At 41.3% G+C, this 12,739-nt stretch carries 12 protein-coding genes; 9 read left to right on the top strand and 3 right to left on the bottom strand.

Annotated elements, in window-relative coordinates; all coding sequences use genetic code 11:
• The first annotated feature begins 54 nt into the window (after window positions 1–54).
• The 5 genes from FTV03_RS01525 to FTV03_RS01505 all read left to right on the top strand — a co-directional run bounded on the left by FTV03_RS01525 (window position 55) and on the right by FTV03_RS01505 (window position 4,308).
• The gene (locus FTV03_RS01525; RefSeq protein ID WP_168378274.1) at window positions 55–1,056 is read left to right on the top strand and encodes a Tim44 domain-containing protein; all 1,002 of its coding nucleotides are present in this window, start codon (window positions 55–57) and stop codon (window positions 1,054–1,056) included.
• Between the two features lie 201 nt (window positions 1,057–1,257).
• Entirely contained in the window at window positions 1,258–1,605 is a 348-nt protein-coding gene (locus tag FTV03_RS01520; RefSeq protein WP_168378275.1) for a hypothetical protein, read from the top strand.
• 1 nt (window position 1,606) lies between these two features.
• Window positions 1,607–3,358, top strand: a complete 1,752-nt coding sequence (locus tag FTV03_RS01515) for a PepSY domain-containing protein (RefSeq protein WP_180039616.1) — start codon at window positions 1,607–1,609, stop codon at window positions 3,356–3,358.
• On the top strand, window positions 3,355–3,693 hold the full coding sequence (locus FTV03_RS01510) for a DUF3325 domain-containing protein (RefSeq protein WP_180039614.1): 339 nt from the start codon (window positions 3,355–3,357) through the stop codon (window positions 3,691–3,693). The genes FTV03_RS01515 and FTV03_RS01510 overlap by 4 nt, the downstream gene beginning before the upstream one ends.
• 102 nt (window positions 3,694–3,795) lie before the next feature.
• Window positions 3,796–4,308: a tetratricopeptide repeat protein gene (locus FTV03_RS01505; protein WP_180008352.1), complete on the top strand. Its 513-nt coding sequence runs from the start codon at window positions 3,796–3,798 to the stop codon at window positions 4,306–4,308.
• A gap of 64 nt (window positions 4,309–4,372) precedes the next feature.
• Here the strand turns inward: FTV03_RS01505 and FTV03_RS01500 are convergent, their stop codons facing one another.
• From FTV03_RS01500 to FTV03_RS01490, 3 genes are all read right to left on the bottom strand, one after another.
• The gene (locus FTV03_RS01500; protein ID WP_180039612.1) at window positions 4,373–4,897 is read right to left on the bottom strand and encodes a peptidase C39; all 525 of its coding nucleotides are present in this window, start codon (window positions 4,895–4,897) and stop codon (window positions 4,373–4,375) included.
• 65 nt (window positions 4,898–4,962) lie between these two features.
• Window positions 4,963–5,910: a DUF4424 family protein gene (locus tag FTV03_RS01495; RefSeq protein ID WP_180039610.1), complete on the bottom strand. Its 948-nt coding sequence runs from the start codon at window positions 5,908–5,910 to the stop codon at window positions 4,963–4,965.
• A 34-nt stretch (window positions 5,911–5,944) separates the two neighbouring features.
• Complete coding sequence (locus FTV03_RS01490) at window positions 5,945–6,247, bottom strand: hypothetical protein (protein ID WP_111883908.1); 303 nt, start codon at window positions 6,245–6,247, stop codon at window positions 5,945–5,947.
• Between the two features lie 236 nt (window positions 6,248–6,483).
• Between FTV03_RS01490 and ahcY the strand changes: the two genes are divergently transcribed.
• From ahcY to FTV03_RS01470, 4 genes are all read left to right on the top strand, one after another.
• Window positions 6,484–7,866 (top strand): adenosylhomocysteinase, encoded by a 1,383-nt coding sequence (ahcY, locus tag FTV03_RS01485; RefSeq protein WP_180039608.1) that lies wholly within the window; start codon window positions 6,484–6,486, stop codon window positions 7,864–7,866.
• 149 nt (window positions 7,867–8,015) lie between these two features.
• The gene (metF, locus tag FTV03_RS01480) at window positions 8,016–8,852 is read left to right on the top strand and encodes a methylenetetrahydrofolate reductase [NAD(P)H] (RefSeq protein ID WP_180039606.1); all 837 of its coding nucleotides are present in this window, start codon (window positions 8,016–8,018) and stop codon (window positions 8,850–8,852) included.
• 32 nt (window positions 8,853–8,884) lie between these two features.
• Window positions 8,885–9,598, top strand: a complete 714-nt coding sequence (locus FTV03_RS01475; RefSeq protein ID WP_180039604.1) for a 16S rRNA (uracil(1498)-N(3))-methyltransferase — start codon at window positions 8,885–8,887, stop codon at window positions 9,596–9,598.
• 183 nt (window positions 9,599–9,781) lie between these two features.
• Complete coding sequence (locus FTV03_RS01470) at window positions 9,782–12,658, top strand: EAL domain-containing protein (RefSeq protein ID WP_180039602.1); 2,877 nt, start codon at window positions 9,782–9,784, stop codon at window positions 12,656–12,658.
• Window positions 12,659–12,739: the final 81 nt, after the last annotated feature.

Below are 12,739 nucleotides of genomic sequence, written 5' to 3'. Positions count from 1 at the left end.
ATGGCGGCATAACTAGATGGCTATTTTAACTTTATATAGATATAGGAAAATTTGATGGAAGTTCGACAGCGTGGTTTGATGACTGCTCTTTTAACAGCAGCCCTTTTGGTAGCGCCGATTGCAGAAGCGAAACGTGCCGGTGGTGGTAAAAGCCATGGTATGAGCCGTCAAGCTGCTCCAACTCAGTCTTATCAGCAACCTCGTCAATCTGCTCCTGTTCAACAGCCTGCAACTGCTGGCGCTCCAGCTAAATCTGGCTCGAATGTGGGCGGAATGGTTGCAGCTGGTGTGGCTGGTGCTGCAATTGGTGCAGTCGCTGCAAATGCGATGGCCGATGACAATAACGGTCAAGCAGCTTCTGAAGCGCAAGCTCAACAACAGGAAGAGAAAGGTGGTATTCCAGGCTGGATCTGGATTTTACTTGCCGCTGCTGTTGCCTTCTTCATTTTCCGTAAGATGGGCGCAAAAAAAAAACTAGCCACTAACAATCCGTATGCGCCAAACAGCGGTGCAAACAATGCACCGTTTGGCCAACAAAATGCTGCACCTCGTGCAGGCAATGACAATACGAATATTTTTGGTAATTCTGTAGGCGGTAATTCAGCAGCTTCAAATGCTCCATTTGGTGCAGCTGCTGCAACGAACGCGCCTTTTGGTGCTGCCTATACCAACAGCGGCAATCAATTGCCTGATGGTACAGAACCAGCAACATTTTTACGTGTTGCACGTCAGCGTTTTAACCACATTCAATCGATGAATACTGCAAGCAACATTTCTGAAATTCAGCGTTACTTAACGCCTGACCTTTACCAGTCTATGTATAACGACATTATGGCGAATAAAGATGAAGACGTTGCTGAGTTTTCTAACTTAAATGCTATGGTGGTCGATTCTGCTAACGAAAATGGTCAATACGTTGTAAGTGTGCGTTTTACAGGTACGGTAAGTGAAGACTTAAATAGCCTGCCACAGCCATTTGCTGAAGTATGGCATTTTGTTAAACCTGTGGGTTCTGATCAAGACTGGTTAGTTGCAGGCATTCAACAAGAGCAATAATGTAGAGAATTAAGTATTCTTGCATTCTAAAATAGCGACTCCGGTCGCTATTTTTTCGCCTTTAATTCTCCTCATTTAAATCCATTTCTACTCAGCATGCTGAAAAATCAATAATTTTGTGAATACATTATTCTAATTATTAATAATAATTGTTATCATTTAGATTAACTTTAATACAATTTCCAAGCGCTTAAGTATTTTATGAATAGCTCACCACCTGAGGCACTCGTGACCCCCCTCACATCTGCGCTGCCTAAAACGCGTAAAGACACCCCTTCTCTATTGACCTATCGCTTGATGATTTTCTATCGCTTTGCCCTCGCTTTAGTGGGCGGATATGTTGTCGCGATGCTATCTGCCATCGTAATCGCAGATGTGTTTAGCGAAGACCGCGGAAGTGCAGCCATGAGTGCAACTTTAATTGCATTTATCCTGTGGAGCTGTGCATTTATTTGGGTCTTTATGGTGAATAAAACCCTCAAAGCAACTTTAGGCATTGTGATCCCTGCGGTGTGTTTGTATGCCGTTTATATGATGATGGGAAGCTAAAATGCGTGTTGATGCAAAAGTTGAGGGACCACGCCAGTCCATGTCTTGGCTGCATACATGGGCTAGCCTCATCTTAGGTTGGTTGCTGTATGCAATTTTCCTGACCGGAACCCTGAGCTTTTTTAAAAATGAAATCAATGTTTGGATGACACCTGAGCTGCATCAATCCGTTCCAGCCAGTTCACAAGTCCAACAAACTCAAGTCGCACTGAATTATTTACAGCAAAATCATCCAAATGCAGGTGCTTGGAATATTTTACTGCCGAATACGCGTCAAAATGCCACATTAATTACCGTTCGTGAACAAGGTGAAGACCCTCGCGCACGCCGTGGTGGTAAACAAATCTACATTGATAGTGCTACAGGTGAAGTGCTTGAGCCGCGCGATACGCGTGGTGGTAATTTTCTCTATCGTTTCCATTTCGAACTTTATGGTATGCCACGTATGTGGACGCGATGGTTTGTCGGGATAGCGACACTGTTGATGTTAGTTGCCATCATTAGTGGTGTGATTACTCATAAAAAAATCTTTAAAGATTTCTTTACCTTCCGTTCAGGTAAAGGACAACGTTCTTGGCTCGATGCACATAATGCAACCGCAGTATTTGCGCTTCCCTTCCACATCATGATCACCTTTAGTGGCCTGTTGCTGCTGTTATTTACAATCATGCCTTGGGGGATTGAGCGTATTTATGAAAACCGGGGACAATTTTTACAAGAACAAAATCGTGCCCTAGTTCAAGAAAATAAACCTGAAGGACGTGAATCTGCCCAAGGACGCGAAGAACGTGGCGAACGCCCACAGCAAGCCCGTGCCAATTCTGCGCAAAACCAAGGCGAAAATCGTGCTGAGGGCCGTGGTGAAGGTCGAGGAGATCGTCGCTCTAAACGTGAAGAGCAACCTGTCGTTGCTGCGCCGTTGACCAACTTAGCGCCAATCGTGACTGCGGTTCAGACTGAATGGAAAACCAATCCGATTAGTACCGTTAGCATCATTGCACCAAATACAGACCAAGCTAAAATTGAGCTACGTGCCTTACATGGTGAAAGTGTCGCGTATCGAAATGTCTATGCAAGCAAACAATTTGATGGCGTAACTGGCAAAGACCTAACTGATGAAAGTGCCAAGTTAAAGCACCCTTCTGTACCGATGGGTATTTACAATGTAATGACTACGCTGCATGAAGCACGCGGTGTAGATTTAGCACTACGTTGGCTGCTGTTTATTTCAGGGATTGTAGGCACACTGATGGTCGCTACAGGTCTCATTCTGTGGTGTGTAAAACGTGCGCCGCAACAGCAAAAACAAGGCTTTAAATCATTTGGCTACCGCACGGTTGAAGTGACCAATATTGCAGCGATTATTGGTTTGCCGATTGCCTGCGCAGCATTTTTCTATGCCAACCGTTTTATTCCCGCACAACTTGAAAACCGTTCGGAATTAGAAATTCGTAGTTTCTTTATTGTTTGGCTACTAACGCTTATTTATGCGATGTTCCGTACGCATCGTCAAGCGTGGCTAGAACTTTTAGCTTTTGCCACAGCAATTTTTGCCTTACTGCCGATTGTAAACTTCATGACTGGTGGTCAACCGCTTTGGAATACCATGGCAAATGGCCAATGGATGATTGCCTCCTTTGATCTTGCAATGTGGCTTTTGGCTATCTTGTTTGCCTATTCATTTTACAAAGTGAAAAAGCATAAAGGGCTGCCTGTTAAAAAAGCACGTGGCACAAAGGAGGTTGAAGCATGATGCTCTTTCTCCTGATTTGGGCACTGAGTAGCTTAGGTTTTTTTGCCTTGGCATACAGCATGTCTAAACATCAAAAGCAGTTCTACAGCAAAGAGTTAAGTGTGGGCCAAACACGGTTAGCCACGTTAGTCGGCTGGGCGCTATTGATCATCGCCTTGATAATTTGCCTCTCACTTGGCACGCCGAGCAACAACATCAGTTATTGGTTTGGCGCGCTGACCATTGCGGCTTTATTTGTCGGGCTATGTATTAGTTATATCGCTGAATATTTTTGGAAAATTATTGGTGCATTGGTTGTCGTATTTGTATTGTCAGCTGTGTTATTGAAATTTTAATTCATTAGACAAGCTTCTCTAAACATTGAAAGCCAATCTTCGGATTGGCTTTTTTCATGCCAACCGATTAGGCTATGCCTATTCTGCTCTTTTGGATTACACATGTCTGAACTTTCGATCTCTCCTGCTTTATATAACCGTGCCATGGCAGGCAATAAAGATGCTCAATTTGAACTGGCTGAAATTTATATGCAAAGTGAAAATGATGAGCATGTTGAACTTGCAGAAGAATGGGCACTCAAAGCAGCTCAGTTAGGTCATGTAGAAGCAATGTATTGGCTGGGTGAAGGCTATGCAGTCTATGCCAAAGATATGCTCGAAGAAGATCCGGAAGAATCTAAAACCTATTTTGAACATGCGCACCGCTGGTTAGAACAAGCGGCGAAGCATGACCATCCTGCTGCTATTTTAGAATTGGCCAATTTTTACCGTCGCGGCGATGTGGTGGAAAAAGATGTCGCTAAATCCATTGAACTGGTTGAACAATCTGCAAAATTAGGTGAAGTTCAGGCCATGCGTGATTTGGCTTTTATTTATGCCAATGGATTAGGCATCGACGCCGATGAAGAAAAAGCAGATTTTTGGAATGAAAAAGCCAATATGGCTGAGCAATAATCCAATTATTTTCTAAAAAATAAAGCCCATCTCATGATGGGCTTTTTTCATTCAACAATATGGCTCAGCTCGCCACATAATCATTTACATCCACAATAATGACTTGTCGGCAAATGCCTTCCGCACCACGCTGCTGTTCAAATACGTCTGCTGGCATGGCATCAAAGCTGTCAAAGAAACTGATCTCTGTCTCATCAATGTCATACACCAAGGAATGATTCCCCACTCCGTCTAGGGTGTCGTAATAGACAATCACAAACTGATTTTGTTCAAAAGCCTGCTGGATTTGTGCATAGCCAATTGCAGGTAATATAGGCAGTTCCAATTGATCCGCTTCTGCATAGCTGCGTTTTTCACTGTCTTGCAGCTCAGGATCATGCTCTGTGTAAAACTTTACTAGAAAGCCAAACTTTTTCAGTCCTACAGCCAAACCAATGGTTGTTGTGCCATGGCCAGCTTCATAAGCGCAAACTTCGATGAGCTGCTGAATGTCTGCATCTATACCTAAGTGCTGCAGCAACATCCACACTGCATAAATGCCGCCATTGGCTTCTAAATTTGCCAACTCATCAGGTATTTCCATCGACATATATCAAAACTCAAAATTGCTTATGGACGATGATAAACAAATCGCAGCAGTTTTGCCTGCAAGTTTTAATCCAGACCTGATTTCACATGCACAAAAATAATGTCCAAATCTTGTTTGGGCACAAAATTCTTTTCAACCATTTGAAACTGCGTAGCGCTGATTTTCTTCACTTTACCTGCCCAGCAAAAAGAAACCAACTCTCCTGCATCACGCTCGATAGTCAGTTTAAAATCTTGAATAGGCTTTGCCCAATTGGCACCAGTTTTTAAGATATAGCCCAGCGCTTGAAATGGTGCATGCTGTGATTTAGCCTTTCTGAGTCCGGCCTTAAAGTTTTGATCCATACAATAACTTTTATTATATTCATCAGGATATAAAGCCACAGACCCACCCACTAGCGGTGCATATTGATGCTGTACGCGAGTAAATGCTTTGGCTTTAAATGTTTGCTTCCAGCTGTAAATCACTTGAGATGACCATGAAATGGTTTCATTGGGATCTTTAGGCAAGGTTTTTTGCAGCGCTGCATTTTTACAGTTTCTGAGCTTTGCCTCAAAAGTTTCATATTCAACATCTTGCCTGCTCCACGGATTTAGCATGTCTTTTTCCGTAAATCCGCATTGCTTAAAACTCTCCGTCATATCAATCGGGGCTGTTTTTTCATCTTTTTGGATAAAAGTGCGCACGTGCATTTCAGGCTGAATCGCTTTTCCATTCACCTGAACTTTAAAACTTTTGAGCAATTTTTCAGTATTGGCAAAATCAGATTCAAAGAAGTTTTCAACTTTCGGCAACGGAAATAAAACCGTTTCAGTCACATCTTTATTGCTTAAATTTTTGAACTGGTAATCAACCTTAATAATTTTTTTACTAATAAACAGGTCTTCACCGAACATTTGAATATCTTTATTTTTCAGGTACTGCACCCCTCCCGTTGCCACATAGCCTGTTGAATCGTTGGCATATGTTAGTGCTGAAAAACACAAGCATATGAATGCAGTTAATTTTTTCATTATTAGCTTCCAATTTTTTATATTTAAAATTGCACTAGAATATCATCGACCATTTTTCAGGAATATACTCAGAAATTAGCCCTATCCCGATAATTATAAGGGCAATGATGCCAATCAAAATAATAAAACTCACTGCTTTTATGACTACTCTAAGGGTTAAATTTAAGCCTTTCGTATAATTTTCAATAAAGCCTGAAAATTTAAATAAGGATAAAACCCCAATCAAAATTAAAGGCAGAAAAAAAATATCTTGTGGTGAAAAGTCGCCTCGCCTTGCTGAGACAGCTTGTGAAGATACGAGTAAAACTAGGAAAATATTAAATTTTAATATATTCATGATATGTACGTTATTATCTTTTTATTATCAGATTATTCATCTACATATTAACCAATTTTTGATTGGAACTCACTCTATTTCCAAGTACAATACTCCGCTAGTCGAGGGATGCTGCGACTTTCTTATAGGCACTAAATATAAGATCGCTAGGCTCGACGATTCGGTTGGACACTCGTTCCAATCAACAACGGCATCCGCGAACTGAATGATCAATTGTTTTTATTAAGGAGATCGTGATGAACGCGGTTAATGCTTCATTTACAGATTATAAAGTTGCCGATATTTCACTAGCTGACTACGGCCGTAAAGAAATCAAACTTGCAGAAGCAGAAATGCCAGCCCTAATGGGTCTTCGCAAACGCTATGCAGCGGCTAAACCGCTTGCTGGTGCGAAAATCCTTGGCTGTATCCACATGACCATTCAAACTGCAGTTTTAATTGAAACTCTAGTTGAATTGGGCGCAGAAGTACGCTGGACTTCATGCAACATCTTCTCTACTCAAGACCACGCTGCTGCTGCAATCGCTGCTGCAGGTATTCCTGTATTTGCTTGGAAAGGCGAAACTGAAGAAGAATACATGTGGTGTCTTGAACAGCAAATCAATGTGAACGGTACACCTTGGGATGCCAACATGATTCTGGATGATGGCGGTGACTTAACTGCGCTTGTTCACGAAAAATATCCTGAAGTGATTGCTAAAATCCACGGTATTACAGAAGAAACCACTACAGGTGTTCAACGTCTTTACGAAATGCACCGCGACGGTACTTTAAAAGTTCCAGCGATTAACGTAAATGACTCTGTAACCAAGTCTAAAAATGACAATAAATACGGCTGCCGCCACTCATTAAACGATGCAATCAAACGTGGTACAGATATGCTTTTATCTGGTCGTCGTGCGCTTGTAATCGGTTATGGCGACGTAGGTAAAGGTTCTGCTCAATCACTTCGTCAAGAAGGCATGATTGTACGTGTAACTGAAGTTGACCCAATCTGCGCAATGCAAGCATGCATGGACGGTTTCGAAGTTGTTGCTCCGTATAAAAATGGCATTCAAACTGGCAAGAAAGAAGACATCAACCTTGACCTTCTTCAAAATACTGACTTGATCGTAACAACGACTGGTAACTACCACGTATGTGACGCAGCAATGCTTGATTCATTAAAAGCTGGCGCTGTAGTTTGTAACATCGGTCACTTCGACACTGAAATCGATACAAACTACCTACGCGGTTACAAGTGGGTTGAAGTGAAGCCACAAGTTCACCAAGTGTATCGTACCGAAAATGAAAACGATTACTTAATCCTTCTTTCTGAAGGTCGTTTGGTGAACCTTGGTAACGCAACTGGTCACCCATCGCGTATTATGGATGGTTCTTTTGCTAACCAAGTATTGGGGCAAATGCACCTATTCGCTGAAAAATTTGCTGATCTTCCAGAAGATCAAAAACAAGCTGCAATCCGTGTAGAACTTATTCCTAAGAAATTAGACGAAGAAGTTGCTGCGGCAATGGTTGCTGGTTTCGGTGGCGTATTGACAACTTTGACTCAAGAACAAGCGGATTACCTCGGTGTTCAAGTTGAAGGTCCGTTCAAAGCTGAGGCTTATAAATACTAAGTTTTATATTCCCCCTCATCCTAGCCTTCTCCCACAGGGAGAAGGGACTTTTCATTATTAAGTAAATTTATAATGGACGTTCCCTCTCCTCTCAGGAGAGGGCTAGGGAGAGGTCTAAATAAATAGTATTTATAAAAAAGGATTTGAACATGTCAAAACAGATTCCTATTTCCTTTGAGTTCTTCCCGACCAAAACTGATGCGGGCGCGGAAAAACTTAAAGTTGTACACCAAGAACTACAATTATTAAATCCTGAATTTTTCTCTGTGACTTATGGTGCAGGCGGTTCTACCCGTGAACGTACTTTGTCTACATTGAACGATTTCAACGGTAAAGGCACGCCAGTTGCTCCTCACCTGTCTTGTATCGGTGACAGCAAAGAACGTATTGCTGAATTGCTAGATTTGTATAAATCACAAGGTATTGACCGCATTGTTGCGCTGCGCGGCGACTTACCGTCTGGCCAAGTGGGCTTAGGCGAATTGCCTTATGCAACTGATCTTGTGCGTTTTATCCGTGAGCATTCAGGTGACCATTTCCACATTGAAGTGGCGGCTTATCCTGAAATGCATCCGCAAGCAGACAGCTTTGATCTCGACATCAAACGTTTCTGCGATAAAGCCAATGCGGGCGCAAACGCAGCTTTGACACAGTTCTTCTTTAATCCAGATGCATACTTCTACTTTGTAGAGCGCATTCAAAAAGAAGGCGTGAAAATTCCTGTAGCGCCAGGCATTATGCCGATTACCAATGCAAGCAATTTAATCCGCTTTGCTGATGGTACAGGTGCAGAAATTCCTCGCTGGATTCGTAAACAGCTTGCGACTTATGGCGATGACACTGCTTCTATCAAAGCTTTTGGTCATGAAGTGATTGTTAAACTTTGCGAACGCCTGATTGCTGGCGGTGCGCCAAGCTTGCACTTCTACACCATGAACACCACTGACCCTACACGTCAACTTGTGAAAGACCTCGGTCTTGCATAAGACATTTCGACCTTTTTGAGAGTAAAACTTTAATGCCACGTTTTTATATTGAAGCTGATTTAACTGTTGATACGACTGTTGAATTAACGGAAACAGTGTTTCATCACTGGGTAAAAGTTTTACGTGCTCAAGTAGGCGAAACTGCCACTTTGTTCAATGGGCAAGGTGGCGAATACCATGTTGAATTGGTTGAAGTCGCTAAAAAGTCGGCTGCCGTCCAAGTTTTGCAATTCAATCCAAGCAATCGCACACCACATTTTACGGCACTATTGGGTCAAGTGATGAGCAAAGGCGACCGCATGGATTATGCGATTCAAAAAGCTGTGGAACTCGGTGTTTCGGAAATTCAACTACTCACTTCAGAACGTTGTGAAATGCGTTTGAAGTACGATCGTGATCAAAAGAAACTCGACCATTGGCAAGGTATTGCCATTGCAGCTTGCGAACAGTGTGGTCTCAACATTGTCCCTAAAGTACTTGCGCCACTTTCCCTTGAAAAATGGTTGGAAAGTGATCTGCCGACAACTAAATTGGTACTCGCACCCAATAAAGATGAAGCTGATGTATTAGCTGATGCTGACCCGCACTTTGCCTTACTGATTGGCCCTGAAGGTGGCTTGAGCGAAGCCGAGATCAGCGCAGCAAATGAGAAAGGTTTTGTGAACTGGTGTATCGGTGAACGTGTCCTTCGCACAGAAACTGCACCTGTAGTTGCACTTTCAATTTTAAATTATAAATTTATTTAATTTTTACTCGATAGTTCATCTGAAAGCATCAATGATGACATCCTCGATATTGCTTTTTATTTGTAACGCAATTACCCTAGAGTCAATAAAAACAAATGATTTGTTACTAAGAATAAACAAATACTCTCAGGAACAATACAAATACAACGATCTAAATTTGGTTAAGGCAGGGTTTTTATATTCATGACGTATAAACAAGATGAATATATCAAGCAGTACAATCATACTGCTCAAATTGCGAACACGATTCGCCATAGCCGCTATTTTTTAGTCAGTATTCTGATTATTTGCTTATATATTTTTTCGATATATCAAATTTTTTATAAATCGCCATCTTTATATTTCAATATTTGGTTTATTTTTACCGAAGTTTTTGTCAGTTTATGTTGGCTGATTAGCACCGTTTATTTTAAACCTGAACAATATTCACTGATGATTGCGCATCGTTGGCTACAGTTTCAGTGTTTTTCAGTCGGCACGCTGATTGCGAGCGGTATCTTTTTAATTTTTTACTATTTACCTGCGACCAATCAAAGCTTTGAACCGATTCAGGCCTTAACGCTCTCCGCCCTACTCTTGATCGTGACACAAACCTTTGGTTTGACCTATTTGACGCAAAAACTCAATTATTTTTGTTTGGCATTTATCCCGTCTATCGTGCCTTATCTGATTGCACAGTTCTTTTTCTTAGATGGTTCAAATCACTTATTTAGCCTGAGTATTAATTTTGGGCTCATTGTGATTCTAATGTGCGCCATGACGTCATATCGAATTCATCGTCGTGTATCGACTTTACATGCTAAAAATAACCTACTGGTCGATAGTGCCAAGCAACAAGTCAAATGGACTGATGAACTGTGTCAGCAGCTCCAAGACGAAGTCAACAAATCACGTGACATCGAATTACAACTACAGCTAGGTAACCAAATACTTGAACAGAAAGTCAAAGAGCGGACCTTCGACATTGAGCAAATGAACAAGGATTTAGAAAACCAACAAGCCAATTTAGTCCTTGCACATGAAATCGCCGGTTTACGCCCTTGGGATTGGAATATCAAAGATCGTAAAATCGTGGTCACCAACTATAAGCAAGAAAAAACCCTTAGACATTCGAAAGAGCATCAGCAACAATTACAGCATGTGATTCATCCTGATGATATTCCTCATTTTAAATCAGCAATGATTCAACATCTTCGTGGATTTAAAGACCGTTATGAGGCCACCTATCGGATTCAAAACAGTCAAGGAAAATGGAGTTGGGTACATGATATAGGGCGAGTCATTCAACGCGATCCAGATAACCGCAAGCCCTTGCGCATGGTCGGTATTCGTCGTGATATCCATCAAGAACGGACGTCTCAAGAACGTTTAAAACTTGCAGCCAGTGTACTCGAACAAGCTGCTGAAGGGATTTTCATTTTAAATGAAGAGCTGTGCTATATCGAAGTCAATCCGTTTTACGAACAATTAACCGGCTTTAACTACGACCAAATTATTGGTAAACATCTTTTTGATATCACTGCAAATTACAAATCAATTCAACGTAGTATGCACTATTCGATCATTAAACAAGTGCTGAAAATTGGTGAGTATGATGGTGAATTGCACGAAAAATTTCTTTCAGGTAAAGAACTGACACTATGGATGCATATTAATGCGATTACGGATGATCAAAATCGCGTCACCCATTACATTGGAATTGTCTCAGATTTAACAGAACGTAAATTGCAAGAACAACGTTTATCTTATTTAGAAAATTATGACACCTTAACGGATTTGCCGAACCGTTTTTATTACAACTATCAACTGCATCAGTATTTAGTTTCGCAACAAGATTCGATTAAACAGTTGGCCGTCATACGTTTAAACATCGACCGTTTCCGTCCATTAAATGAATATCTCAGCAACAATGGTGGTGACGAACTGTTACGCCAAGTCGCACAGCGTTTGCGTCTGACCAATGCCGAAGCTCTGTTTGTTGCACATTTAAATGGCGATGATTTTGCGATTGTGTATGAAATTTCACACATCCGCCCTTCTGTGCAAGAGCATTGTGAACGCATCAATAAAGCCTTTAGCATTCCATTTAATATTTTTGGCCAAGATCATGTCATCACTTTATCGATGGGCGTCGCGTTCTACCCTGAGCATGGCCGTCAGCTAGATTATCTAAATAACTGTGCAGAACAAGCGCTGAGTGAAGCCAAAAATTTGGGAGGCAATACTACACGTTATTATTCCAATGAAAATACCGCATTATTAGAGCAAGGGATCTTCTTGGAACGAGACTTACGTAAAGCCATTCAAAATAATGAGCTGGTTGTGTATTACCAACCGAAGATCAATTTCCGTGATAAAAATATTTACGGTTTTGAAGCCTTGGTGCGCTGGAATCATCCTGAAAAAGGCTTAATACCACCGAGCTTATTTATTCCTTTAGCAGAACAAACCAGTTTAATTTCCGATATCGGGCGTTTTGTCCTGCAAAAAACCGCGCAGCAAATTCGCTTTTGGAATAATTTGGGTTATCAAAATATTTGTGTATCCGTCAATATTGTTGCGCAGCAACTGCGCCGTGGACAATTATTAAATGATCTCGATGAAGCGATAGATGCCAATCAAATTGAGGGTGCCAGTCTGGAACTGGAAATTACAGAATCTTCTTTAGTCGAAAATCTAGATTCAGTACGTGAACTATTAAACGAAATAAAAAAACGTAAAATCAATATTTCACTTGATGACTTTGGTACGGGCTATTCTTCTCTATCCTATCTAGCTGATTTTCCAATTGATATTTTAAAAATAGACCGCAGTTTTATCTCTAAAATTGGTGAAAATAAACAATTGGCCATCGTTAGTGCCATGATTGCCATGGGTAAAGCGATGGGCATGACGGTAGTCGCTGAAGGGATTGAAACTGAACAGCAGTTACAGTATCTACAAGACTTAGAATGTGACATTGCTCAAGGGTATTTTTTCTCTAAGCCACTGCCACAAGAAGAGGCAACCGTGTTCCTTGAAAATAATATCTCTTCGCCTGCTTATACTTACTTAATATAAGTCACTATGCCTGAGCTATAAGATTGTCTAAAAAAGACGCGACTTCGACTGTCCCAACTGTGCAACTAATGTTATATTCAA

The organism is Acinetobacter sp. YH12218 (genome assembly GCF_013417925.1).
GTDB lineage: Bacteria > Pseudomonadota > Gammaproteobacteria > Pseudomonadales > Moraxellaceae > Acinetobacter > Acinetobacter amyesii.
Note: the sequence above shows the minus strand (reverse complement) of the source record. Positions and strands in the feature narration are given on the sequence as shown.

Bases quoted from the DNA above. Each gene is read 5' to 3' on its own strand.
- FTV03_RS01525 (WP_168378274.1), top strand. From the start codon at position 55: ATGGAAGTTCGACAGCGTGGTTTGATGACTGCTCTTTTAACAGCAGCC.
- FTV03_RS01520 (WP_168378275.1), top strand. From the start codon at position 1,258: ATGAATAGCTCACCACCTGAGGCACTCGTGACCCCCCTCACATCTGCG.
- FTV03_RS01515 (WP_180039616.1), top strand. From the start codon at position 1,607: ATGCGTGTTGATGCAAAAGTTGAGGGACCACGCCAGTCCATGTCTTGG.
- FTV03_RS01510 (WP_180039614.1), top strand. From the start codon at position 3,355: ATGATGCTCTTTCTCCTGATTTGGGCACTGAGTAGCTTAGGTTTTTTT.
- FTV03_RS01505 (WP_180008352.1), top strand. From the start codon at position 3,796: ATGTCTGAACTTTCGATCTCTCCTGCTTTATATAACCGTGCCATGGCA.
- FTV03_RS01500 (WP_180039612.1), bottom strand. From the start codon at position 4,897: ATGTCGATGGAAATACCTGATGAGTTGGCAAATTTAGAAGCCAATGGC.
- FTV03_RS01495 (WP_180039610.1), bottom strand. From the start codon at position 5,910: ATGAAAAAATTAACTGCATTCATATGCTTGTGTTTTTCAGCACTAACA.
- FTV03_RS01490 (WP_111883908.1), bottom strand. From the start codon at position 6,247: ATGAATATATTAAAATTTAATATTTTCCTAGTTTTACTCGTATCTTCA.
- ahcY (WP_180039608.1), top strand. From the start codon at position 6,484: ATGAACGCGGTTAATGCTTCATTTACAGATTATAAAGTTGCCGATATT.
- metF (WP_180039606.1), top strand. From the start codon at position 8,016: ATGTCAAAACAGATTCCTATTTCCTTTGAGTTCTTCCCGACCAAAACT.
- FTV03_RS01475 (WP_180039604.1), top strand. From the start codon at position 8,885: ATGCCACGTTTTTATATTGAAGCTGATTTAACTGTTGATACGACTGTT.
- FTV03_RS01470 (WP_180039602.1), top strand. From the start codon at position 9,782: ATGACGTATAAACAAGATGAATATATCAAGCAGTACAATCATACTGCT.